The organism is Alcaligenes sp. AB3 (genome assembly GCF_031844565.1).
Taxonomy (GTDB): Bacteria; Pseudomonadota; Gammaproteobacteria; order Burkholderiales; family Burkholderiaceae_B; genus Alcaligenes; species Alcaligenes faecalis.
Genome location: NZ_JAUZVM010000005.1, coordinates 15,173 through 38,410, shown reverse-complemented (window position 1 = coordinate 38,410; position 23,238 = coordinate 15,173). Strand labels below are relative to the sequence as shown.

Below are 23,238 nucleotides of genomic sequence, written 5' to 3'. Positions count from 1 at the left end.
CTGGTATGCAGATACATCTATCAGGTATTGAGCAAAGCTACGGCTCACAGACTTTGTTTCACGGTTTGGGTCTGGACATCCCCAGTGGCTCCTTGTTTACCCTGCTGGGGCCATCGGGTTGTGGCAAGACGACCTTGCTGCGCATGCTGGCCGGGTTTGTGCGCCCTGATCATGGCAAGGTGCTGTTCGGCCAAACAGACATGACGCGAGTGCCTGTGCACAAACGCAATGTGGGCATGGTGTTTCAGGATTACGCGCTGTTTCCGGATCGCAGCGTGCTGGATAACGTCAGCTACGGTTTGCTGGCGCGTGGCCAGTCTCGCTCCCAGGCTCGTGTCCCCGCGTTGGAAATGCTGGCGCGCGTGGGCTTGAAGGACAAGGCGGATGCCTTGCCGTCTGCCTTGTCCGGTGGGCAGCGACAGCGAGTAGCCATGGCACGCGCTTTGGTGATCAAGCCCGATCTGCTCTTGCTGGATGAGCCTTTGTCTGCCCTGGATGCAAAGCTGCGCACCGATCTGCGCGAGATGCTGCGGGACTTGCAGCAGGAAGCCGGCATTACTACCGTGTTTGTGACGCATGATCAGGAAGAAGCGCTGAGCGTGTCTGATTACATTGCCGTCATGGATCGGGGCTGCGTCCGCCAGGTCGGGACACCCGAGCAGATTTATCGCTGCCCTGACAACAGCTTTGTGGCTGATTTTGTGGGAGGGGCCAATCTGATCGAGCTTCAGGAGGAGCTCGGTCAAGCCGCAGACGGCTGCCGCCGCTTCCGGACGGCAGGCTGCATTGTGCGTATCCAGTCTGCCGGGCGTTTTTCTGAGCAGACGATGTTGGCTGTGCGGCCTGAAACCCTGAGTGTGGATGCCTTGCGTCCGCTGGACGAGGGGGACATTGCCGCGCGAATTGAGAGCGTGGATTACCGGGGCCCCAGCACGGCATATCAATTGCGCACCGAATTCGGTTTTCTGAAGGCGGTGGTCTGGAATACCGGCGTCAGCCAGAGCTGGGAACGGGGCGATGCGGTGGTATTGCGCGTTCCCGAGTCGGCTCTTTTAGTGGAGCGGGCATGATGCTGGGTTCTTTGCGACGCGATCCAGCCTGGTTGATGCTGGCGCTGGGGGCGGTGGCCTTGCTGGGCTACTTTTTGCTGTGGCCGGTCTTGTCCATGCTGACCAGTTCCCTGTTCAACAAGGAAGGTCAGTTTGGCTTGCACGGCTACGTGCAGTTCTTCTCTGAGCCCGCTTACCGGGAGAGCCTGTTCAACACCTTGTGGCTAGGAGCTGCGGTCACCTTGCTCAGTCTGGTGCTGGGCGCCGGTTTGGCCCTGGCCGCCGCTCGCTTTTCCTTCCCCTTGGCCGCCTGCCTGGGTGTCTTGCCCCTGCTGACCCTGGTCATTCCAGATGTGGTGGTGGCGGCCGCCTGGATCGTGGTGCTGGGTAAGCAAGGCGTGCTCAATAGCTTGTTGGCGCCCTTGGGCCTGGAGCTGCCTTCCTTGTATTCCTGGTGGGGTCTGGTTTTTGTGATGACCTTGAACAACTACGTGTACGCCTATGTCGCCGTACTGGTTGGTTTGAAGTCCATGGATCGCAACCTGGAAGAGGCGGGCCTGAGTCTGGGCAGTTCCCCGGTTCGCACTTTGCGCACAGTGACCTTCCCTTTGATGGTGCCGGCTTTATGCGGTGCTGCGGTGCTGGTTTTCATGCACGTCATCGGGGATTTTGGTGTCCCAGCCATTCTGGGAGCCCGCACCCCCGTGCTGGCGGTCAAGACTTATAACGAGTTTGTCAGCGAGATGGGCGGTAATCCGCAAATGCAGACCACCATGGCTTCTTTGCTGGTGTTTCTGGGCCTGGCCTTGCTGCTGATTCAAAAGTGGGTGGTGGCCCGACGCACCTACCAGATGGAGTCCGGACGAGCTCCGGAGCGCGTGCCCCTGCGTGCCTGGCAGGCCGCCGTGTGTGCCACTTTGGTATCGATCCTGATTGTGCTGTCAGTGCTACCCGTGATGGTGGTGATTGTCACCGCATTTACGCCCTCTATCGGGCCGGTGCTGAAGTATGGCGGCTTTACCTTGAGCCATATGCAGCAAGCCTTGGTGCAGGCACCTGGACCTTTGTACAACTCCTTGCTGCTGGGTGCTGCGGCAACCAGCGCTGGTGCCGTGTTCTCCATCGTGGCGGCCTATCTGATTGTGAAACGGCCGTCCGGCTTGAGTGCGGGCCTGGATGTGCTGGTCATGCTGCCCTTGACGATTGCCGGCACGGTGCTGGGCATTGCCTTGATCAATGTGTTTAACAGCGGCTGGCTGGTGCTGACGGGCAGTTGGGTGATTATGGCGCTGGCCTACTTTTTACGCCGGGTGCCCACCAGTGTGCGTGCAGCCATGGGGCCTTTGCATAACTTGCGTAGCTCCATCGAAGAGGCTTCCATCAGCCTGGGCGTAGCGCCGATGCCAACCTTTGCAAAGGTCGTTCTGCCGGTGGTATGGCCTGCCGTCATTGCGGCCACGGTGCTGATGTGGATTACGACCTTGTCGGAGTTATCCGCCACGGTGGTTCTGTATTTTGGCGGGATGAGCACCCTGCCTATCGAGGTTTTTCAATTGGTGGACAGTGGGCGTTTGGCGCAGGCCAGTGCGTATAGCCTGGTGCTGTTGATGGCGATATTCCTGCCGCTGCTGCTGACCCGTTTCGTTTTCAAAGTAAAAGTAGGATGGACACAATGAGCTTTGTGCAATGTCAGGAAGAGATCGCGCTGGCCCAGCGCGTGTTGGGAGCCAAGGCATCGGCCACCAAAGAGATGACGCGTCTGGCCAATCAAATGAGGCAACAGGGACAGTCTGTGATTACCCTCAGTCAGGGCGAGCCGGACTTTGCAACCCCCGAGCATGTGCGTCAGGCGGCCAAAGAAGCGATTGATCGCAATGAGTCCCGCTATACCGAAGTAGCCGGCACCCTGGCCTTGCGTGAAGCTGTGGTGCGCAAGTTCGAGCGTGACAATGGCCTGCATTTCAGCCCGGATCAGATCCAGGTGGGTTGCGGGGCCAAGCAAGCCTTGTATAACGCCTTGCAGGCCACCGTGCAGGACGGGGATGAGGTCATCATCCCTACCCCTGCCTGGGTGTCTTACCCTGAAATGGTCTTGTTGGCAGGTGGCCAGCCGGTCATTGTGCGTTGCAGTGCCCAAGCCGGTTTCAAGCTGCAAGCCGACCAGCTTGAACGTGCCATCACCCCCCGTACCAAATGGCTGATGCTCAATTCTCCCTCCAATCCCAGTGGTGCCGTGTATTCACGGCAGGAACTGGAAGCGCTGGAGCAAGTGCTGTTGCGTCACCCGCATGTTTGGGTGATGGCCGATGATGTATACGAAAAAATTCGCTATAGCGATGAACCCTTCGCAACGCCTGCTGCCTTGTCTCCATACATGGCGGCGCGCACCTTGACCATCAATGGTGTCTCCAAGGCCTATGCAATGACTGGCTGGCGGGTGGGGTTCGCCGCCGGTCCGCTGCCTCTGATCAAGGCCATGAATCTGGTGCAGTCGCAAGCGACGTCCCATACCAGCTCCATCAGCCAGGCAGCGGCCGTGGCCGCACTGGATGGCCCCATGGATTTTCTGCCCGAGTTTGTGGAAGCGTTCCGCCGTCGCCGTGACAAGGTGGTAGCCGCGCTCAATGCCATGCCAGGCATTGAATGCGATCTGCCCATGGGGGCGTTTTACGTTTTCCCCAGCTGCCAAGGCGTATTGGGCCTGCGGGACCCGTCAGGCCAGTTGATCAGTACCGACAAGGACCTGTGCATGTATTTCCTGCGTAGTGCGGGGGTGGCCGTGGTGCCCGGTTCGGCGTTTGAACTGCCGGGCCACTTTCGGGTGTCTTATGCCTCCAGCGATCAGGAGCTGGAGGAGGCGATGAGCCGCATTGCCCAGGCCATTGCGCGACTGAGCTGATTCCTTACGGAGAAATAGTGTGAATAGCAAAAAAAACCAGGTGTTGAAAGAAGCGTTCTCCCAAGGGCGTTTGATGACGGCAATGGCCGCACATAATCCCCTGTCTGCTCGCCTGGCGCAGGATGCCGGTTTCGGGGCAATTTGGGGTAGCGGTTTTGAGTTGTCAGCCAGTTATGCCGTGCCTGACGCCAATATCCTGTCGATGGGAACCCACCTGGAGATGATGCGGGCGATCGCCTCGACCGTAGACATACCTTTGATTGCCGATATTGATACCGGCTTTGGCAATGCGGTGAATGTCAGCTACGTCATTCCGCTGTACGAAGCAGCGGGCGCCAGTGCCATTGTGATGGAGGATAAAACCTTCCCTAAAGACACCAGCCTGCGGGCGGATGGGCGTCAGGAACTGGTACGCATTGAGGAGTTCCAGGGCAAGATTGAAGCGGCGTGCGCGGCACGCCGTGACCCTGACTTTCTGATCATTGCGCGGGTCGAGGCCCTGATTGCTGGCCTGGGGCAGGAAGAAGCCCTGAAGCGAGGGCTGGCTTACGAGCAGGCGGGTGCAGATGCCATTTTGATTCACTCCAAACAAGCCACGCCAGACCAGATTCTGTCCTTTGTGCAGGCCTGGACCGGCAAGGTGCCGCTGGTGCTGGTGCCAACGGCCTATCCTCAACTGACCGAGGCGGACATTGCGCAACTGGGCAAGGTGGGCGTGGTGATTTACGGCAATCATGCGATTCGTGCGGCCGTAGGGGCCATGCAAGCTGTATTCGCCCAGATTCGCCAGGATGGTGGCATTCAGAATGTGGATGCCGGTCTGCCTTCCGTCAAAACCATTATTGGTTTGCAAGGTGATGCACATATGCGTCAGATTGAGGCCCGGTTTCTACGCTAGAAGGGACAGTATTGGGCTTCGTATAATGGCTGGTGGCCCGACGGCGGGCCCTTAGCCGGATGAATACGATGCCCAAATCTGCACAAGGCCCTATCCCGGTCACACTGTTGACCGGTTTTCTGGGTAGCGGGAAAACGACTCTGATCAATCGTGCTTTGCAAGAAGCGCAGATGGCCGACACCCTGGTCATCATCAATGAGTTTGGGCAGACGGCGCTGGATCATCATCTGGTGGCTCACAGTCAGGAAAACGTGATCGAGGCCATGGGTAGCGGTTGTCTGTGCTGCACCATACGGCGTGATCTGGTGCAGACCTTGCGTGACATTACCTGGCGGTTTTCGCGGGCCGGTCAGCGGCAGTTTCGACGGGTGCTGATTGAGACTACCGGGCTCGCCAACCCTGCCCCTATCTTGCATACCTTGTTAAGCGATCCACAGTTGGCGGGCAAGTACAGCCTGGCGGGTGTGGTGACGGTGGTGGATTTGGAGCATGGGTTGGAAACGCTGGCCCGTCATGTCGAAGCGCGACGGCAGGTAGCCGTGGCAGACCTGCTGCTGTTCAGCAAGCGCGACCGGGTGGATGCAGGGGCGGAAACGGCACTGCGTGAATACGTGCGCAGTTTGAATCCTTTGGCGCAGCAGCAGATTTTGTCGGCAGCGCAGACCGTTGCGCCCAGTTTGTTGGGCTTGGGCGAGCAAGCCGGACAAGGTCGGGCCTGGAGCCTGGAAGCGTTCGAGGCATTGGGGCAAGATACTGGCGATCACGATCACGATCACGATCACGATCACGATCACGATCACGATCACGATCACGATCACGATCACGATCACGATCACGATCACGATCATGTACATAGCCATAGCCATAGCCATAGCCATAGCCATAGCCATAGCCAAAGTCACGGCACGGGCACCATGGCTGGCGACAGCGACAGTCCTGGGTTCGCTCACTCTCATGGAAAGAGTCCAGAAACGTCTGCGGTCAGCACGCCAGATGTCTCCCGCCATGGAGACTCCATCTACTCGTTAAGCGCCCTGTTTCCTCAGCCTGTGCCTGCCGACAAGCTGCAATCCTGGCTATCGGATCTGTGCCAATGGGCAGGCCCGCGTCTCTTGCGCCTGAAGGCTGTTCTGCCCGTACAAGGCATGGCCCAGCCACAGGTGATTCATGCTGTGCAGCATCAGTCTTATCCTTGGCAGGCTGTGCCGCAATGGCCGTGGCCGGATCAGCAAGGACGTATGGTCTTGATTACACAGGATGTGGGTTTTCAGGAGCTTTGGGCGCGATTGCAGGCTTTGGATGCGGCGGTTCGCAAGACGGATTAAGACTCGATGAGTCCGGGCCTCTCTTGGCCGGATTTTCTTGAGTCTGAGCCTTTCTTGATCGGGCTCTTGAGTAGCCGGGAGCTTGATAAAGCATTGTCTCTTCGTCCTCCGAGCAGGCGACTCACCATTACGGTAGCCAGTTCCCCAAGCCGAAAAAAAGGACGCCTAAGCGTCCTTTTCAAAAGCCTTTGGGCTAACAGGTTTTATTGGGGCTCTACGCCCACTTTCTTGAACAGGGCGGCCCACTGGGGCACTTGTTGCTCCACCTTGGCCTGCAAGGCGGCCGGGTTGGCTTCCTTGTCCATGACCGTGGCTCCCAGAGTGGCCATACGGCTTTGGAAGTCCTTGTCAGCCATGCCAGCTTGCAGCGCTTTCACCAGGGTATCCACAACCGGCTGAGGCGTATCTTTAGGGGCCCACATACCGTGCCAGATACCCACTTCAAAGTCCTTGAAACCGGACTCCTGCATGGTGGGCACGTCCGGGAGGGTCGGGACACGCTCGCGGCTGGTCACCGCATAGACCTTCACCTTGCCGGATTTGATTTGCTGGGTGGTGTTGGTGGTCTGGTCACACATGACGTCCACTTGCTTGCCCATCAAGTCCGCGATGGCGGGGGCGGTGCCTTTATAGGGGACCGTCAGCAGCTCGATACCCAGTGCTTCGGTCAGCATGGTGCCGCACAAGTGGCTGGCTGCACCAATCCCGGCGTTGGCCAGGGAAACCTTGTCCTGGTTGTCTTTCAGGTACTGCACCAGCTCCTGGATGTTGTTGGGCGGGAAGTCCTCGCGGGCAATGATGGTCATGGGAACGTCCACCACCAGACCGATGGGGGACATGCCATTGATGGCGTCGTAGCCGGGTTTCTTGTACAGCGAAGGGGCGGTGGAAAAGCCGATGTGCATCAGCAGGATGTTGTAGCCGTCCGGTTTGGCGCGGGCGACCTGGGCGGTACCAATGGAGCCGCCTGCCCCGCCTTTGTTTTCAACCACAATGGTTTCACCCAGGACCGGGCGCATGGCTTCGGCCAGAGCGCGTGCCACGTTGTCCGTGGGGCCGCCCGCCGCAAAAGGCACCACCATATTGATGGGGTGGTCCGGATAACCCGCTGCCTGTGCGGTGACCGAGCAGGCCAAGGCCGCGCTCAGACTGACAAACAGCTTGTTTAATGCAACAGCCATAATGCCTCCTTGATAAGGATTGCTTATTCTTTTGGGAGATACTTGGGTCCGGTCGCTCTGTGTTGCGAAGCGCTGCAGGAGTGGCTTTATTCTACTGAGGGTAGGCGCGTTTCTTTTTCAGGTCTAACCCTAGTAAGGGGCCTAAATGGACTAGGGGAATATACGGGGTCAGCATGGGCAGCAAGCCACGCGCACAGGCGGTGGCTTGCCCCGATGCTTGTTCAGGTAGAGGCTGGTTTTTGCAGGACCGGCGTCAGGTAGGCAATGACGGCAACCGTTAGCGCGGCAGTGGCGATCAGGCTGCAAAAGATCATCAGACCCTGGTCCAGACCCAAGTGGTCGGCCAGCCAGCCCAGGCCCAAGATAGGCAGAATGGCGCCCAGATAGCCGGTAATCAGGTAGGTGGACGTCAGGCCGGCACGCTGATGCGGGGGTGAGACACGCTGCACGATGGACATGCCGCCGTACATGCACAGGCCGTGGCCAAAGGCGGTCAGCAGCACGCATAGAATGAATAGCAGCGAGGAGCTGGCCCACAGATTGATTAGCAAGGCGATACAGGCCAGGGTGAAGGACAGCAGTCCCACAATGACGCTGCGTTTGGCCGGCCAGCGGCGGATCAGTAGCTGAAAGCCCGAGGACAGGAACAGAATGATCCCGATGGAAAAGCCACTGGTGGCCGGGCCGTGCCAAGGCACCATTTGCGCCATGAAGCTGGGGGCCAGAGACGCAAACAGACTGAACATGGCAAAGGCGCAGCAGGCGGACAGACAGCCAATCAGGTAGGGACGGCGCAGATGCGTGGCGGGTAGCGTCAGGCGCGGCATCCAGGTGCGCCAGTTGGTTTTTTGTGGCACAGGCTGTTTGCTGGCAATGGGCCTGATCTGAAACAGGGCGTAGATGGCCAGCACGCCCAGCGCCATGGACGGGATGTAGCTGGAGAACAGCGGGTTCGGTACCCATTGTGCGATCAGGCCGCCTACGACCGGACCCAGGCCAAAACCGAAGGCCAGCATCAGCGAGGTGGTGGCTGCGGCTCGTTGTACATCCCCGCCCCGGTTGAATTGCCCCAGGCCGATGGAGGCCGAGGTCACAATCATGCTGGAGGCCATCCCGATCATGATGCGGCTAAACAGAAAGCTGCCCACATCCCAGGCGAAGGCGGACAGGGTCACGCCGCTGGTCACCAGAATCAGGCCGGTACGCAGTACGGGCATAAAGCCTTTCATGTCGCTCAAGCGGCCCAGGAACAGCAGGCCCGTCAAGCCGGCGGCCATATAGGCCACATACAGCTGGGTGATATGGCTGGCGTTCAGATCCCAACGGTCCTGATACAGCGGATACAGCGGGCTGGCCAGGGCCGTGCCCATCACCCCGATACACATGGCGATACTGATCCACACGTACGGGTCCCACTTGCTCTTCTTGCAGGCGGGCCGTGCTACTGCGGGCTTGTCGGTGCCCGCTTGTGGGCTCGGGTGGTTCAGGTGTTGTTCGACCCGTGCTTTTTGCAGGGTCTGGGCGGGGGCGCTGGCGTGAAAATCCTTGCAGCTTTGGGCGTCTCGCCAGCTTTCGTGCAGCACCCAGTGTCCTGGAGGCTGGTCCTTGCGCAATACATCGAAGCGTAAACAGGCCGCGTTGGCTCGGGCTTGCTCAGCCAGCGAGCCTGCATATGCGTCCTGCGCCTGCGGGTCCAGATCAGTGAAATGGTAGTTTGTAGTGCGAAAGTACGTATCGCCCATGCGACGCAATCCTTGACAGCGAAATCATTCGGGACCAACAAGGATACTCTTTCGTGTCTGTACTTACATGGCAAATAGCTGACACTAGGCTGGCTGGCGCAAATCCAGATGTATATCAGCCACACGCAAAATTTCAGCTTCGTGATCGGGATCGCGCCAGGTGTCCTGGCAGGCCATCTGGTGCCAGTGTTGCATGGCGGGCAATTCCAGCAAGCGATTCATGTAGTTCTGACAGGCTTCGTCCAGCTTCAGTCCGTAGGTTTGCAGGCGAAACACCACGGGGGCGTAAAAGGCATCGACCGCGCTGAAGCGCTCCCCGGCCAGGAAGGGGCCGCCAAACCGGCTCAGACCCTCTTGCCAGATTGTTTGCAGGCGTTCCAGCTCGCCTTGCAGGCGCATGTCCTGCTGATGGTGATGGGCGCGCAGGGCGACGGCGAAGGGGCACAGATTGCGTAGCGAGGAAAAGTTGGCGTGCATTTCCGCACTGGCACTGCGAGCCCAGGCGCGGGCTACGGGGTCGATCGGCCAGACGCCGGGATGCTGTTCGGCCAGGTATTCGGCAATGGCCAGGCTGTCCCAAATGATTTGTCCGTTGGCATGAAGGACGGGCACTTGGCCTGCAGGGGCCATTTCGTGAAAAGCCAGGGTGCTGAAGGGAGGGCCAAAATTGAACCATCTCACGTCAAAGTCCATGCCCAGGTGGCTCATTAGTAGCCAGGGGCGCAGGGACCAGGACGAATAATGGGGATTGCCCAGAACAAGGGTATAGCGTTTGGAGGCTTGCATGGTGGCACGGTGTCACGAAGGTGATAGTGTTTGCACTTTAGTAGGCTTTGTTCTGCTTGGGTAGTACCAGCGCAGGCTTGTCGTTTTGGTATGCTGTTTTTTTTGCGGATTTGGGGAGCGGTGCATGGCGTATGACCTGGAAAAACGACTGGTGATCGGGCTGGCTTCCAGCGCCCTGTTTGACCTGAGCCAGTCTCATCAGGTCTTTCTGGAGCAAGGCGAGGCGGCTTATCGCGATTACCAGCTGGCTCGCGAGCACGATCCCTTGAAGCCGGGCGTGGCCTTTTCCTTTATCCGGCGCTTGCTGGCCCTGAATGATCTGTCCCCTGACGATCCCTTGGTCGAGGTGGTGCTGCTGTCCCGTAACGATCCCAATACAGGGTTACGGGTGATGAATTCCATTCGCCACCACGACCTGGACATTACGCGGGCGGTGTTTCTGCAAGGGGGGGACCCCAGCCCTTATATTCAGCCACTGTCCATCAGCCTGTTCCTGTCGGCTAATCAGGAGGATGTGCATCGGGCGGTACAGCAAGGCTATCCCGCAGGCCAGGTTCTGAATTCTTCGTACGAGGATGCTTATGACGACCAGCCCATTCGCGTAGCGTTCGACTTTGACGGGGTGATTGCGGACGACGAGTCCGAGCGTGTGTATCAGCAGGAAGGCGGCTTGCCGGCCTTTTTTGAACATGAAGTGCGTTTGGTGCAAAAACCGCATAATCCCGGCCTGTTACAGGCGTTTTTGCTGAAATTGGCGCATATTCAGGAAGTGGAGCAACGGCGACAGGAGCAGGATGCCAGCTATGTGCCGCGCCTGCGGATTGCGATTGTGACGGCGCGCAATGCGCCGGCTCACGAACGTGTCATCAATACCATCCGCAGTTGGGGTATTGAAGTGAACGAGGCCTTCTTTCTGGGCGGCATCGAAAAGCGGCGGGTGCTGGAGGTCTTGCAGCCCCATATCTTCTTTGACGACCAGACCACGCACCTGATTCCCACCGCGCAGACTTTGCCTTCCGTGCATATTCCGTTTGGAGTGGTGAACCACCTGCCGGTGAAAGTGGCGGAGCCGGAAAAGAAGAAAGGGCGGAAACAGATAAAACCCAAGTCGAAACCGTAGCTGCTTGCTAATCAAATCCAGTGCCGGAATTGTCGTGCGCTAGGTGTCGTTCTCAAGCGATTGTGCAACAGATCAAGCCCCCTCATTGATGACCAGGCTTGTCCTGTTTTAGCCCCGCTCTGTACTCCTTGTGCTCTGACAACTGCGGTTGCAGCAAAGACAAAGCCGCGAACTGATGCTGGATCAGGCGCGGCTTGGTTCTTGTGGGCGTCAAGTCCTCAGACTTGGGCCAGAGCACGGCTAACGGCGCGTGCAGCGGGTTGGATCAGGCTGGCCAGCGCCTCGGGGTTGATGGCCTCAAAGCGTTCCAGCGACCCCAGCAAGGTCAGGCTGCCGAAGATACGTTTGGCATCGTCAAAAACAGGCGCGGAAATACCGGCTATGCCCGGATTGATCTGCTCCTTGGTAATGCAATAGCCCGCGCGGCGCAGCTCCTGCATGTGGGCGGAGAAGGCCGGCCATTCCTTGCCCAGGCGCTGTACGTAATCAATGTTCTGATTCTTCTCGTACAGACGGCGAAGATGGCGGGTGGGCAGGTAAGCCGTGACGATACGTGCCGTGGAACTGCGGAACATATCCATGGTGCGCCCTCGGCCAAACAGCAGCTCGAAACGCTCCGGCCCGGTTTCCTGATGGGTGGTCAAAATGCGTTCGCCGTATTGCTGGCCGATCAGGACGTCCAGCCCGGTTTGCTCGACCAGCGAGCGCAACAGGGGGCGGCAGCGGCTGACCAGCGGATCAAATTCGCGGATCAGCAAATCCATTTCTATAAACCGGGGCCCGGGAGCGTAGCCTTCTGGGCTGCGGATCAACAGGCCGCTATTGCATAGCTCTTTCAGATAGCGATAGGTGGTGGCGGGAGGGTAGCTCAGGCGGGTGCAGATGGTCTCCACATCCAGAACCGGCGTGTGTGCACCGTACAAGTCCAGAATTTGCAGCATGCGTCTTAGACTATTCATGTGCCCTCGTAAAAACGGAGTTGTTGGTTCTCTATTCTAACCACGCTCTGGCCTGTCAGTGGGGAGCAACAGCAGGCATCACTTCGGCCTACTGGTTTATACCTAAACTATCACATTATTCGAAAAATTTTCTCAGACTGCGGTAATAATCTTGAACATAAGCGGGTCTGTTATGCATTTGCTTACACATGGCCTACTCCTTTTGTGATGTCGGGTGAGGGATTTGCCCGGCCCCAGTTTTTATCGAGGCGGACATGGATCAGGCTCAGCCCAGCCAGGTGTCTTCAGAGATCAAGAATGTGCTGTTCATCATGTGTGACCAGCTACGTGCAGACCACCTGTCCTGTTATGCCCCTGGGGGCGCATTAAAGACCCCCAATCTGGATCGTCTGGCCGCCATGGGCGTGCGCTTTGATCGCGCCTATGTGAACTCTGCGGTCTGCGGTCCTTCGCGGGCCTCGTATTACACCGGCCGCTATCCCTTGTCGCACCGGGTCACCTGGAACCGCGTTCCTCACCCTATCGATGAGCTGTATCTGGGCGACTATCTGGCACAGTCCGGGCGAGACTGCCATCTGCTGGGCAAGACTCACCATGTGCCGGACTCGGCTGGCGCCAAGGCACGGCGTTTTCAGATTCAGCCCGAGGCGGCCGAGCGTTTCTGGCAAGGCGGCTTTACCGCCATTGAGCGCTACGACGGTCACTTTGAAATGGGCCCGGATAGCGAGTACCACCAGTATTTGCAGGCCCAGGGTTATGACAGCGAGCGTCCCTGGGAAGATTATGTGATCGGCAGCCAGGACGCCCAGGGCCAGTTCGCCTCTGGCTGGTACATGCGCAATGCCAGCCTGCCTGCACGAGTGCAGGCGCAGGACTCGGAAACCGCCTACTTCACCCAGCGGGCCATGGATTTCATCACGGCTAAAGGTGAAGAGCCCTGGGCCTTGCACCTGTCTTTCATCAAACCGCACTGGCCTTATAAAGCGCCGGCGCCCTACCACGATCGCTTTGGGGCGGAAGACGCCTGTACGCCCTTGCGTGCGGAGCATGAGCGCCAGAATGCACACCCGGTGCACGCGGCCTATCAGCAGCACGAAGAGTCTCAGTCCTTTGCTCAGGACGAGGTCTGGCGCACGATCAAGCCTGTCTATATGGGCCTGGTTCAGCAGATTGACGATGAAGTCGGCCGCTTGCTGGATATGCTGGACCAGCAAGACCGCCTGAAAGACACCCTGATTATTTTCAGCTCCGATCACGGCGATTTGCTGGGCGATCACTGGCTGGGCGAAAAAGAGTACTTCTTTGAAAACGCCATTCGCGTCCCGCTGATCGTGGTTGATCCACGGGCCTCGGCGAACGCCACGCGCGGCCAAAGCAGCGATGCCTTTGTCGAATGTGTGGATGTCACCCCCACAATTCTGGATGCCCTGCACCTGCCTGCCCAGGAACACCGGGTGGAAGGCCGGTCCCTGATTCCGCTTTTGCACGGCCAGTCCGAGTGGGCGCGTGAGTACACCGTGGCCAGCCTGGATTACGCTTATCGGGAAGCCCGCCAGATTCTGGGCCGTGGCGTGGACGAATGCCGTGGCCTGATGTTGCGTGATGGCGAGTATAAATACATGCATTGGCAGGGTTACCGGCCACAACTGTTCGATTTGAAGCAAGACCCTGACGAGCTGCACGACCTGGGCGCAGATCCGGCGTATGCAGCGGTTTGTCGGCGTATGAAAGAAGGCCTGCTGGACTGGCATGACACCCTGAAAGGGCGTGCCAGCGAGAGTTGGGCCGCGGTAGAGGATCGTACCAATGCGCACGAGCGCATGATGAATATCTTGATTGGACGATGGTAGATGCGCTGCGGGGGGCTACCAGTTGGTGGCGGGCCGCAATCAATAACGATAAGGAGTGGACAAATGAAGCAGCTTAAAAATACGACGCTGGCCCTGTTGTTGGCCGGCGTGGGTGCCTTGGCCCCGATGATGGCTCAGGCCGCCTGGCCGACTACGGATCAGGTTCGTATTGTGGTCCCTTACCCACCCGGCACCGAACCTGACATTCTGGCTCGCGATCTGGGTGTACATCTGAACAAGGCCACCGGCAAGGTCTTTGTGATCGAGAACCGTCCGGGTGCCAATGCCATTATCGGCACCGACAATATTGCCAAAGCCAAGGGGGACGGCTCGGCTCTGTTGATGGTTGATAGTCTGGCGGTATCGACCAACCCGCTGCTCTACAGCAACCTGCCCTACAAATGGGAAAAGGATCTGAAGCCGGTCACCACAGTCGCTGGCGTGAACCTGTATCTGCTGGTGCGTAATGATTTCCCGGCCAAGGACTACAAGGAATTCATCGCCCAGGCCAAGAAAGCCAATGGCGACACCAATGTGGGCACAGGTGGTCGCGGACACGTTACGCACCTGGGCATGGGCCTGCTGGCACGTGAGGAAGGGGTGAACTTCACCTATATCCCCTACAAGGGCATGGCCCCGGCCACGAATGCGATTCTGGGCGGTGAGACCGATGCCATGCTGGTTGGCGGCATTCTGGCTTCGCAGCATGTCGATGGTGGCAAGATCCGAGTTCTGGCGGTAGGAGCGGACAAACGCACTGAATTGCTGCCTAACGTACCTACTGTGCAGGAAGCAGGCGGTCACGCCAATAGTATTCCAACAACGACTTTTGCCCTGTTTGCACCCGGCACCACACCGGATGACACCGTGAAAGAGATTCAGGAAAAGGTGGATGCTGCCCTGAAGACCCCCGAAATGCAGGCTGCCTTCAAAAACCGTGGCCTGGCCCAGTTCTTCACCACCCCGGCCCAGACGCTGGAGCGCGTGCAGAACGACTCCAAGGTCTATTCCGAGCTGATCCCTACCCTGGGCATTCAGCCTGAGTAATGGGCTATCTGGCAGAGCCATACATCTGATCAGTAGCCTGGCTGCTGACGGTTATGGCTCTGTTAAGCCTCAAGGTTGGAAAGGATAAAAAAACACCACACACGCCCCGTTCAGGTGGGACCGGTGTGGTGTTTCTGGAATCTGGAAGTCGCTGCAGACCAGGGTCAGGACGCCAAGCCCGCGCTATGCAGGGTTAGAACCGATAGTGTGGCCGGGCGGGCTGCGTTTTACTGATCGTTGTAGTCGTGCTGCTCGGAAATCAGCCGCCGCAAGGTGGTCTTGAGGGCGCCGACATCCAGTGGCTGCAGGCGCTGCACCACTTCCTGCTCGTGCAGGCGAGCCTTGGCAATCAGACCCGAGATCAGGGTTTGGCCTTCCTCGGTAATGCGTACCAGCGTAATGCGGCGGTCCACATCGTGGGCCACGCGACGCAGCAAGCCCTGTTTTTCCAGCCTGTCCAGCAGGCGGGTGACGGTGGGTTGTTTGGTGGTGGCAATACGAGCCAGATGGCCAATACTGACTTCGCCCGCACCCGACAGGGTGGACAGGACACGCCACTCGGAAATGGACAAACCGTTGCTCAGCACCACTTCGTGGAATTCGGCAGAGATCAGCTGGCTGGCCTGGGCCAACAAGGCGGGCAGGTAGTTTTCGACAAAGACGGTGTCGTGTTCGGTGGGGCTCATGTGCTTATTGTCATTACAGGCTAATGGGTGCCGCAAGGCGGCAACAGGGCTCACTATAACCAAGCTGTCCGTTTGCGTGTCGCAAATAATTTGCTGACTTTACTAGGGAAAACCATGAGGATGGATATGTTGAGATATAAACATATTCAGATGAAAATAAATACCATGTTCACAATGAGCGGTAAGTAAGGAAAGAAAAATGGCTGAGCGATCGTTTGTCGAAGAAGTCAAAAAGCTGCGCCTGGGTGATGGAGACGTATTCAGTGGCGAAGGCATTCTGGCGGTGACCAAGGCCCTGCTGGAATCGGGCGTGTCCTACGTGGCCGGTTACCAGGGTGCGCCTATCTCGCACTTGATGGACGTGCTGGCCGATGCCCAGGACATCTTGCAAGAGAACGGTATCCGTTTTGAAAACAGTGCCAGCGAGGCAACGGCGGCGGCAACACTGGCCGCGTCGGTCAACTACCCGCTGCGTGGCGCCATCACGTTTAAAGCAACTGTGGGCACCAACGTGGCCTCGGACGCGCTGGCCAACCTGGCCTCCGGTGGGGTCAAGGGCGGTGCGCTGATCATTGTGGGCGAAGACTACGGCGAAGGCTCGTCCATCATGCAGGAGCGTAGCCACGCTTTTGCCATGAAATCCCAGATGTGGATGCTGGACCCGCGTCCTAACCTGCCCTGTATCGTGCAAGCGGTTAAAGACGGCTTTGATCTGTCCGAAGCGTCCAATACCCCCGTGATGCTGCAACTGCGTATTCGCGCCTGTCACGTGCATGGTCAGTTTGTGGCCTCGGACAACCGCCGCGCCAAGTTCACCATCAAAGAAGCCATGGAGCAGCCCACACGCGATATCAACCGTATCGTGTTGCCGCCCGCCAGCTTCCTGCATGAAAAAGAAAAGATCGAACAGCGCTGGCCGAACGCCGTCAAGTTCATCGAAGAGCGTCAGTTGAATGAATTCTTTGCTGATGGCACCGATGACGTAGGCTTGATCGTTCAGGGCGGTGGCTACAACACCGTGATCCGTGCTCTGGAGCACCTGGATATGGCCGACGTGTTTGGCGAATCCAAAGTGCCCATGTACGTGATGAACGTGGCTTACCCGCTGATCGAATCTGAAATTGTTCGCTTCTGTGAAGGCAAGCGTGCGGTGCTGGTGCTGGAAGAAGGTCAGCCCAACTTTGTGGAACAGAACATCTCCGATATCGTGCGTCGTCACAATGTGGACGTAAGCCTGCACGGCAAGGATCTGCTGCCTCTGGCCGGTGAATACAACACCGCCACCATGTTGAAAGGCCTGCGTGCCTTCATGGAAAAATACGAGCGCATCGAGCCCCTGCCAGCCCGCAAACCACGCGTGATCCCGATGAAAGTCGAGACCGTGGAGCGTCCTAAAGCAGAACAAGCCAGCCTGGTGGAAGTGGAAGCCGCTGAAGTGAAACCCTTGGGCAGCCTGGATGAGAACGTCCATGCCCGTCCGCCAGGGTTTTGTACCGGCTGTCCCGAGCGTCCTATCTTTACCGCACTGAAGCTGGTGGAGCGCGAATTGGGCGAACACCACGTGTCGGCCGACATTGGCTGTCACCTGTTTTCCATTCTGCCGCCCTTCAACCTGGGTAACACCACCATGGGTTATGGCCTGGGTGGCGCTGGTTCGGCCGCCTTGAACGTGGATTCGGACAAGCGTGCGATTTCGGTGATGGGTGACGGTGGTTTCTGGCACAACGGTTTGACCAGCGGTATTGCCAACGCCGTGTTCAACCGCAGTGACAACCTGACCATCGTGATCGACAACAGCTACACCGCGGCTACGGGCGGTCAGGACATTCTGTCCTCCAAGGCCAAGAACGAAACGCGCAGTACCGGTCACCTGATCGAGAAAGCGGCGCGTGGTGTGGGTGTGGAATGGCTGCGCATGATACGTCGTACCTACGACTTGAAGACCATGACGGCAACCCTGCGTGAAGCCCTGACGACCAAGGAAAAAGGTCCCAAGGTGCTGGTGGCGCAAAGCGAATGTATGTTGAACCGTCAGCGTCGCGAGAAAGGCCAGGTGCGTAAAGCCGTGGCCGCGGGCGAACGTGTGGTGCGCGAGCGCTTTGGTGTGGACCCGGACACGTGTACCGGCGATCACTCCTGCATCCGCTTGTCCGGTTGTCCGTCGTTGTCGATCCGCCCCAATCCGGACGCCCTGCGTCAGGACCCAGTGGCTAACGTGATGAACAGTTGTGTGGGTTGCGGTCTGTGTGGCGAGGTTTCCCACGCCGCGATTCTGTGCCCGTCTTTCTACCGTGCACAAGTGGTCAGCAACCCGACTGGCTGGGACAAGTTCCGCGAAAAAACCCGCCGTGGCTTTATCGGCTGGTTGCAGCGTCGTGACGCTGCTCGTCGTGATCGTCTGGCCTTCTAAGCACACCCGTAGAGATTTTTATCATGCAGATCAAACCAATCAAGATTGCTATTTTGGCCATGGGTGGCGAAGGCGGCGGCGTGTTGGCCGACTGGATCGTCAACCTGGGCGAACAAAACGGCTACTTTGCACAGACCACCTCGGTGCCTGGCGTGGCCCAGCGTACCGGCGCCACGATTTACTACGTGGAACTGTTCCCGCACTCGGCCGCCGTGGATGGCAAAAAGCCTGTGCTGGCCCTGATGCCCATGCCCGGTGACGTGGATGTGGTGCTGGCTTCCGAGCTGATGGAAGCCGGTCGCGCCGTACAACGTGGCCTGGTGACAGAGGACCGCACCACGCTGATCGCTTCGACTCACCGTGTCTATTCCATTGCCGAAAAATCGGCCATGGGTGATGGCCGTGTGGACGACAACGCCCTGATTGCGCACGCAACCCAGGCTGCCAAGCGCTTTGTGTACTTCAATATGGAAAAAGCGGCCGAGGATTCGGGCAGCGTGATTTCCGCCGTGCTGTTCGGCGCATTGGCCAGCACCGGCGTGCTGCCTTTTAGCCGCTCGCAGTTCGAGCAGACCATCGAACGCGGTGGTGTGGGCGTCAAACCCAGTCTGAAGGCTTTTGGTGCCGCCTACGCCCGTGTCGCTGAAGGCGATGCTGGCAAGGCCGATTCGGAAAACAAGCCGGTTGATATGGCGACGCTGGCCCCCCGCGACCCTGCAGTGGCCAAGCTGATTGAGCGCGTCCGTGCCGAAGTGCCCGAGCAGGCCCAGCCTATCGTGGTGGAAGGTGTGCGCCGTGTGCTGGATTTTCAGGACGTGGCCTACGCCAATCTGTACCTGGACCGCCTGAAAAAGATCAGCCAGTTTGCGCGTCCTGACGATGTGGCCCTGATCCGTGAAACCGGCCGTTATCTGGCCTTGTGGATGTCCTACGAGGACGCCATTCGCGTGGCCGAACTGAAGACCCGCTCCAGCCGTTTTGACCGTGTGCATAAAGAAGTGCGCGCTGCCGACGGCCAGATCGTGGCGATCAACGAATACATGCACCCCCGCGTGGAAGAAATCAGTGAGATCCTGCCGTTTGCCAGCGTTGGCCGTTGGTTGATGCGTCCTACCTGGGGCAACAAGCTGGTGAAATCCCAGACCAAATCCGGTCGCGTGATTCAAACCAGTTCGGTGCGTGGTTTTATTCCCCTGTACTTGCTCTCGGGCTTCAAGCGCTGGCGTCGTCGCACGCTGCGTTACCAGGCCGAGCAGCAGCGCATTGAAGGCTGGTTGAAGCAGATCGAACAAGCTGCCGATGCTCACCCAGCTCTGGCGCTGGAAATTGCCCAGTGTCAGCGTCTGGTTAAAGGTTATGGCGATACCCATGCTCGTGGCTTGCGTAACTACCAGACCGTGATGTCGGCTCTGGAACGCAACCCCAGCACCTTGTCGCCTGCTATTTTGGGCGCCCTGCGCGATGCGGCTTTGGCCGACGAGCACGGCGTGAAGCTGGAGGCTGCCCTGCGCCAGTACGCACTGGTGTAAGGGGCCACACCAGGCCGCTTTCGGGCGGCCTCGGTGAAAACCCTTGAGGACGCGTTTTTATACCCCCAAATACTTTATTTCTAAAATATTCATAGTAGAATATAAATTCGGATTGGCACTGCGAAGAAGGCCCTGAAAGCCAACGATCCCGTGTCTACTTGGCCACTTGTTCAAGCAAGAATATCCCGCTGTTGGTCAAACTGAAATTAGCCAAAGTTTGGGGGAAAAACAATATGAATCAAAGCGAAGCAGCACTTGAATTCCTGGTAGAGCCGGCCGATGCCGGATTTGAAGGCCGCGTCGGTCCCAAGGACCCGGCCAGCCTGAAATTGTGGTTGCGCATGCTGACCTGCACCAAGCAGATCGAGGACGAAATCCGTCGCCGCCTGCGCCAGAATTTTGATATTTCGCTGGCCCGTTTTGACTATATGGCCCAGTTGTACCGCTACCCGCAGGGTCTGAAGATGGGCGAGTTGTCGCGCTATCTGATGGTGACCGGCGGCAATATTACCGGACTGACTGACGAGCTGGCCCGCGAGGGCATGGTGTCTCGCCAGAGCAGCCCCACTGACCGGCGTGCCTGGGTGTTGCGTCTCACCCCCAAGGGCAAAAGCAGTTTCGAGGCGATGGCCCAGGCCCACAGCGACTGGATTGCAGAAATGTTTGAAGGGCTGGGTACCGAGGAAGTCGTGCACATCCATCAGCACCTGGGCCTGCTACGGGTTCATCTGCAAAGCGCGGCCAGCTAGCATAAGGTGCATCCTGCCAGGCCTGTGAACCAGGCAGGATGCGGATAGCGTCACGAACAGGCGCACAAAACACTTGCTAAAAAGGTGTCTACAACATGGTTTCCAAGCTGTACGAACAAGAACATCGCATCCGTTTTTCGGAATGCGATCCAGCGGGTATCGTTTTTTATCCGCAGTACTTTGTGATGTTTAACGACCTGATGGAAGCATGGATCGACTCCATGACCCCCGAGGGTTTTCACAACATGATCGCCAGCAAACGGGTGGGCATGCCTTCGGTGCACATTGAAGCCGAGTTCAAGTCCATCAGCCGTATGGGTGATGATGTGGTGATGAGCCTGGGTGTGGAACGCATTGGCAATAGCTCCTTGAAGCTGCTGTTGCGCTGCATCGGTAAGGACGGCGTGCTGCGTATGCAAGTGCGTCAGACCGTGGTGACCACTTCGCTGGAGACGCACCTGGGTATTCCTATCCCCGACTTCCTGCGTAATCCCATGCAAGAGTACGTGATTGCCCAGGCAGAAAGCAGCCAGGCTTGATCTAGTTTGAAGTAGTAGCAGGCAGTGTGCAGGTCAGCCATTTTTTTTGATTTAAATAGTTGACTTGTATAATATTTATTAATAAATATACTATGCTCAGAAGCATGTATTCAGACCATACGGACATATCATGAATATCGTATGTATTGGCGGAGGCCCAGCCGGCTTGTATTTCGGTTTGCTGATGAAGTTGCAAAACCCTCAGAACGAGGTTTTTGTAGTCGAGCGCAACCGACCGTACGACACCTTTGGCTGGGGTGTGGTGTTCTCGGATGCGACCATGGAAAACCTGCGTGAAGCTGACCCCGTGTCCGCGCAGACCATCGGTGACGCGTTCAACCACTGGGACGACATTGAGTGCCATTTCAAAGGTAGCGCCGTGCGCTCCAGCGGCCATGGCTTTATTGGGATTGGTCGCAAGAAATTGCTGAACATCCTGCAAGCCCGCTGTGAAGAAGTGGGTGTCAAGCTGGTGTTCGAGACCGTGGTCACGGACGAAGCTGAACTGGCCCGCAAGTACAACGCCGATATCTTGATTGCTTCTGACGGCATCAACAGCGCCATTCGTACCCGCTACGAAGACGTGTTCCAGCCTGATATCGACACCCGTAACTGCCGCTTTGTGTGGCTGGGTACGGAAAAAGTGTTCGACGCCTTTAACTTCATTTTTGTTGAAACCGAGCACGGCTGGTTCCAGGCTCACGCCTACCGCTTCCAGGATGGCCTGTCCACGTTCATCGTGGAAACGCCTGAAGAGACCTGGCAGAAAGCCGGTATTGGCGAAATGTCGCAGGAAGAGGCCATTGCCTACTGCGAGAAGCTGTTTGCCGACCACCTGGATGGCAACAAGCTGATCAGCAATGCCACCCACCTGCGCGGTTCGGCCATCTGGATTCGCTTCCCACGCGTTATCTGCAACAAGTGGGTGCACTGGCAAGATTACGGCACCGGCAAGAAGGTTCCTGTGGTGCTGATGGGCGACGCCGCTCACACCGCTCACTTTTCCATCGGTTCCGGTACCAAGCTGGCCCTGGAAGATGCCATCACGCTGGCCCAGCACATGGACCACGAGTCCATGGAAGAGGCCCTGAAAGATTACGAAGCCGCTCGTAGCGTGGACGTATTGCGTATTCAGAACGCTGCCCGCAACTCGACCGAATGGTTCGAGAACGTGGCCCGTTACGCCAATATGAAGCCCGAGCAGTTCACCTACTCCATGCTGACCCGTTCGCAGCGCATCTCGCACGAGAACATGCGCATGCGTGACGCCGCCTGGCTGGAAAAATACGAGCGCTGGATGGCGACCGAAGCCGGCTTGAAGCTGGCCGACGGTGAAAAGGCCCCATCGCCCATGTTCACGCCCTTCAAGCTGCGCGATATGCAGTTGAAGAACCGTGTCGTGCTCTCGCCCACGCTGATGTACAGCGCCAAGGACGGTATGCCCGGTGCTACGCACCAGGTGCATTACGGCAGCCGCGCCATGGGTGGTGCTGGCCTGATCATGGCTGAAATGACTGCCGTGACGCCTGAAGGCCGTGTCACCCCCGGTTGTACCGGTCTGTGGAACGACGAGCAGGCCAATGCCTGGAAACCTGTGGTGGCATTTGCCCACGAACAGGGTGCCAAGATTGGTGTGCAGCTGGGCCATGCTGGCCGTCGCGGTTCGACGCAACTGGGCTGGGAAAAAGCCAATCAGCCGCTGGCTGAAGGCAACTGGCCTTTGGTGTCGGCTTCCGCCCTGCCTTACCAGGCTGGCGTCACTGCCGTGCCTGCCGAGATCACTCGTGCCCAGATGGACGAGATACGTGACGCCTTTGTGGCCGCTGCCAAGCGCGCTGACCAGGCCGGTTTTGACTGCATTGAATTGCAAGCCGCCCACGGTTACCTCTTGTCCAGCTTCATCTCGCCGCTGACTAATCAGCGTAGTGATGAATTTGGTGGTAGTCTGGAAAATCGCATGGCTTACCCGCTGGAAGTGTTTGCCGCTATCCGCGCCGTCTGGCCAGAGAACAAGCCCATCATGGTGCGTATCTCGGCAACAGACTGGGCCGAAGGCGGCAACACGGCGGACGACGGGGTGGAAATTGCCCGCCTGTTCAAGCAAGCCGGTGCCGATCTGATCGACGTGTCCTCGGGTGAAGTGGTGCTGGAGCAGCAGCCAATTTACGGCCGCATGTACCAGACGCCATTCTCCGACCGTATCCGTAACGAAGCCGGTATCGCCACCATGGCGGTGGGCTCGATCATGGAAGCGGATCACGCCAACAGCATTATTGCTGCAGGCCGTGCTGACCTGTGCGCCCTGTCGCGTGGCTTCCTGGCCGACGCGAACTGGCCACAACGTCAGGCAGCGGAGCTGGGTTACACCGACCTGGCCTGGCCCGTTCAGTACGAATGGGGCAAGGACTGGTTGCAGCGTCAAATCAAACGTGCGCCAGTGGCCCAGGACGGCCCTGCCAAGTCATAAAA

Annotated in this window: 18 protein-coding genes and 1 pseudogene; 13 read left to right on the top strand and 6 right to left on the bottom strand. The window is 58.1% G+C overall.

Annotated elements, in window-relative coordinates:
• The first annotated feature begins 5 nt into the window (after nt 1-5).
• The 5 genes from Q9R35_RS12310 to Q9R35_RS12290 all read left to right on the top strand — a co-directional run bounded on the left by Q9R35_RS12310 (nt 6) and on the right by Q9R35_RS12290 (nt 6,171).
• The gene (locus Q9R35_RS12310; protein WP_063689980.1) at nt 6-1,070 is read left to right on the top strand and encodes an ABC transporter ATP-binding protein; all 1,065 of its coding nucleotides are present in this window, start codon (nt 6-8) and stop codon (nt 1,068-1,070) included.
• A complete protein-coding gene (locus tag Q9R35_RS12305) occupies nt 1,067-2,725 on the top strand; it encodes an iron ABC transporter permease (RefSeq protein ID WP_063689977.1) in 1,659 nt (552 codons plus the stop codon). The genes Q9R35_RS12310 and Q9R35_RS12305 overlap by 4 nt, the downstream gene beginning before the upstream one ends.
• On the top strand, nt 2,722-3,948 hold the full coding sequence (locus Q9R35_RS12300; protein ID WP_060186761.1) for a pyridoxal phosphate-dependent aminotransferase: 1,227 nt from the start codon (nt 2,722-2,724) through the stop codon (nt 3,946-3,948). Before Q9R35_RS12305 ends, Q9R35_RS12300 begins: the two co-directional genes overlap by 4 nt.
• A 19-nt stretch (nt 3,949-3,967) precedes the next feature.
• A complete protein-coding gene (locus tag Q9R35_RS12295; RefSeq protein WP_081251413.1) occupies nt 3,968-4,846 on the top strand; it encodes a phosphonopyruvate hydrolase in 879 nt (292 codons plus the stop codon).
• 68 nt (nt 4,847-4,914) lie between these two features.
• Nucleotides 4,915-6,171 (top strand): GTP-binding protein, encoded by a 1,257-nt coding sequence (locus Q9R35_RS12290; protein WP_311219927.1) that lies wholly within the window; start codon nt 4,915-4,917, stop codon nt 6,169-6,171.
• A 203-nt stretch (nt 6,172-6,374) separates the two neighbouring features.
• Here the strand turns inward: Q9R35_RS12290 and Q9R35_RS12285 are convergent, their stop codons facing one another.
• The 4 genes and pseudogenes from Q9R35_RS12285 to Q9R35_RS12275 all read right to left on the bottom strand — a co-directional run bounded on the left by Q9R35_RS12285 (nt 6,375) and on the right by Q9R35_RS12275 (nt 9,880).
• Nucleotides 6,375-7,352, bottom strand: a complete 978-nt coding sequence (locus Q9R35_RS12285; RefSeq protein ID WP_042484978.1) for a tripartite tricarboxylate transporter substrate binding protein BugD — start codon at nt 7,350-7,352, stop codon at nt 6,375-6,377.
• 221 nt (nt 7,353-7,573) lie between these two features.
• On the bottom strand, nt 7,574-8,737 hold the full coding sequence (locus tag Q9R35_RS12280; protein WP_042485315.1) for an MFS transporter: 1,164 nt from the start codon (nt 8,735-8,737) through the stop codon (nt 7,574-7,576).
• Nucleotides 8,738-8,869: 132 nt separating this feature from the next.
• A pseudogene (locus Q9R35_RS18700) lies at nt 8,870-9,094 on the bottom strand (antibiotic biosynthesis monooxygenase); the annotation flags it as partial.
• An 84-nt stretch (nt 9,095-9,178) separates the two neighbouring features.
• Nucleotides 9,179-9,880, bottom strand: coding sequence for a glutathione S-transferase family protein (locus Q9R35_RS12275; protein ID WP_063689972.1), 702 nt, complete (start codon nt 9,878-9,880; stop codon nt 9,179-9,181).
• A gap of 124 nt (nt 9,881-10,004) precedes the next feature.
• Between Q9R35_RS12275 and Q9R35_RS12270 the strand changes: the two genes are divergently transcribed.
• Nucleotides 10,005-11,000, top strand: coding sequence for a 5'-nucleotidase (locus Q9R35_RS12270; protein WP_042484974.1), 996 nt, complete (start codon nt 10,005-10,007; stop codon nt 10,998-11,000).
• 218 nt (nt 11,001-11,218) lie between these two features.
• Here Q9R35_RS12270 and Q9R35_RS12265 read toward each other — a convergent pair whose 3' ends face one another.
• Nucleotides 11,219-11,959, bottom strand: coding sequence for an IclR family transcriptional regulator (locus tag Q9R35_RS12265; protein ID WP_042484971.1), 741 nt, complete (start codon nt 11,957-11,959; stop codon nt 11,219-11,221).
• Between the two features lie 254 nt (nt 11,960-12,213).
• Between Q9R35_RS12265 and Q9R35_RS12260 the strand changes: the two genes are divergently transcribed.
• Nucleotides 12,214-13,809, top strand: coding sequence for a sulfatase-like hydrolase/transferase (locus Q9R35_RS12260; RefSeq protein ID WP_311219926.1), 1,596 nt, complete (start codon nt 12,214-12,216; stop codon nt 13,807-13,809).
• 63 nt (nt 13,810-13,872) lie between these two features.
• The gene (locus tag Q9R35_RS12255) at nt 13,873-14,856 is read left to right on the top strand and encodes a tripartite tricarboxylate transporter substrate binding protein (RefSeq protein ID WP_063689969.1); all 984 of its coding nucleotides are present in this window, start codon (nt 13,873-13,875) and stop codon (nt 14,854-14,856) included.
• Nucleotides 14,857-15,083: 227 nt separating this feature from the next.
• Here the strand turns inward: Q9R35_RS12255 and Q9R35_RS12250 are convergent, their stop codons facing one another.
• Nucleotides 15,084-15,542, bottom strand: a complete 459-nt coding sequence (locus Q9R35_RS12250; protein ID WP_009463827.1) for a MarR family winged helix-turn-helix transcriptional regulator — start codon at nt 15,540-15,542, stop codon at nt 15,084-15,086.
• Between the two features lie 199 nt (nt 15,543-15,741).
• On the opposite strand from Q9R35_RS12250, the gene Q9R35_RS12245 reads away from it, so the two are divergent.
• The 5 genes from Q9R35_RS12245 to Q9R35_RS12225 all read left to right on the top strand — a co-directional run bounded on the left by Q9R35_RS12245 (nt 15,742) and on the right by Q9R35_RS12225 (nt 23,236).
• Entirely contained in the window at nt 15,742-17,952 is a 2,211-nt protein-coding gene (locus tag Q9R35_RS12245; RefSeq protein ID WP_042484961.1) for an indolepyruvate ferredoxin oxidoreductase subunit alpha, read from the top strand.
• 23 nt (nt 17,953-17,975) lie between these two features.
• Nucleotides 17,976-19,481, top strand: coding sequence for an indolepyruvate oxidoreductase subunit beta family protein (locus tag Q9R35_RS12240; protein WP_042484958.1), 1,506 nt, complete (start codon nt 17,976-17,978; stop codon nt 19,479-19,481).
• Nucleotides 19,482-19,714: 233 nt separating this feature from the next.
• Nucleotides 19,715-20,230, top strand: a complete 516-nt coding sequence (locus Q9R35_RS12235) for a MarR family winged helix-turn-helix transcriptional regulator (RefSeq protein ID WP_052362948.1) — start codon at nt 19,715-19,717, stop codon at nt 20,228-20,230.
• A 95-nt stretch (nt 20,231-20,325) separates the two neighbouring features.
• On the top strand, nt 20,326-20,769 hold the full coding sequence (locus Q9R35_RS12230; RefSeq protein WP_042484955.1) for a thioesterase family protein: 444 nt from the start codon (nt 20,326-20,328) through the stop codon (nt 20,767-20,769).
• A gap of 130 nt (nt 20,770-20,899) precedes the next feature.
• Complete coding sequence (locus Q9R35_RS12225) at nt 20,900-23,236, top strand: bifunctional salicylyl-CoA 5-hydroxylase/oxidoreductase (RefSeq protein ID WP_203145252.1); 2,337 nt, start codon at nt 20,900-20,902, stop codon at nt 23,234-23,236.
• The last annotated feature ends 2 nt before the right edge of the window (nt 23,237-23,238 follow it).

Bases quoted from the DNA above. Each gene is read 5' to 3' on its own strand.
- Q9R35_RS12265 (WP_042484971.1), bottom strand. From the start codon at position 11,959: ATGAATAGTCTAAGACGCATGCTGCAAATTCTGGACTTGTACGGTGCA.
- Q9R35_RS12300 (WP_060186761.1), top strand. From the start codon at position 2,722: ATGAGCTTTGTGCAATGTCAGGAAGAGATCGCGCTGGCCCAGCGCGTG.
- Q9R35_RS12305 (WP_063689977.1), top strand. From the start codon at position 1,067: ATGATGCTGGGTTCTTTGCGACGCGATCCAGCCTGGTTGATGCTGGCG.
- Q9R35_RS12260 (WP_311219926.1), top strand. From the start codon at position 12,214: ATGGATCAGGCTCAGCCCAGCCAGGTGTCTTCAGAGATCAAGAATGTG.
- Q9R35_RS12245 (WP_042484961.1), top strand. From the start codon at position 15,742: ATGGCTGAGCGATCGTTTGTCGAAGAAGTCAAAAAGCTGCGCCTGGGT.
- Q9R35_RS12280 (WP_042485315.1), bottom strand. From the start codon at position 8,737: ATGTGTATCGGGGTGATGGGCACGGCCCTGGCCAGCCCGCTGTATCCG.
- Q9R35_RS12225 (WP_203145252.1), top strand. From the start codon at position 20,900: ATGAATATCGTATGTATTGGCGGAGGCCCAGCCGGCTTGTATTTCGGT.
- Q9R35_RS12240 (WP_042484958.1), top strand. From the start codon at position 17,976: ATGCAGATCAAACCAATCAAGATTGCTATTTTGGCCATGGGTGGCGAA.
- Q9R35_RS12250 (WP_009463827.1), bottom strand. From the start codon at position 15,542: ATGAGCCCCACCGAACACGACACCGTCTTTGTCGAAAACTACCTGCCC.
- Q9R35_RS12270 (WP_042484974.1), top strand. From the start codon at position 10,005: ATGGCGTATGACCTGGAAAAACGACTGGTGATCGGGCTGGCTTCCAGC.
- Q9R35_RS12310 (WP_063689980.1), top strand. From the start codon at position 6: ATGCAGATACATCTATCAGGTATTGAGCAAAGCTACGGCTCACAGACT.
- Q9R35_RS12230 (WP_042484955.1), top strand. From the start codon at position 20,326: ATGGTTTCCAAGCTGTACGAACAAGAACATCGCATCCGTTTTTCGGAA.
- Q9R35_RS12235 (WP_052362948.1), top strand. From the start codon at position 19,715: ATGAATCAAAGCGAAGCAGCACTTGAATTCCTGGTAGAGCCGGCCGAT.
- Q9R35_RS12285 (WP_042484978.1), bottom strand. From the start codon at position 7,352: ATGGCTGTTGCATTAAACAAGCTGTTTGTCAGTCTGAGCGCGGCCTTG.
- Q9R35_RS12290 (WP_311219927.1), top strand. From the start codon at position 4,915: ATGCCCAAATCTGCACAAGGCCCTATCCCGGTCACACTGTTGACCGGT.
- Q9R35_RS12255 (WP_063689969.1), top strand. From the start codon at position 13,873: ATGAAGCAGCTTAAAAATACGACGCTGGCCCTGTTGTTGGCCGGCGTG.
- Q9R35_RS12275 (WP_063689972.1), bottom strand. From the start codon at position 9,880: ATGCAAGCCTCCAAACGCTATACCCTTGTTCTGGGCAATCCCCATTAT.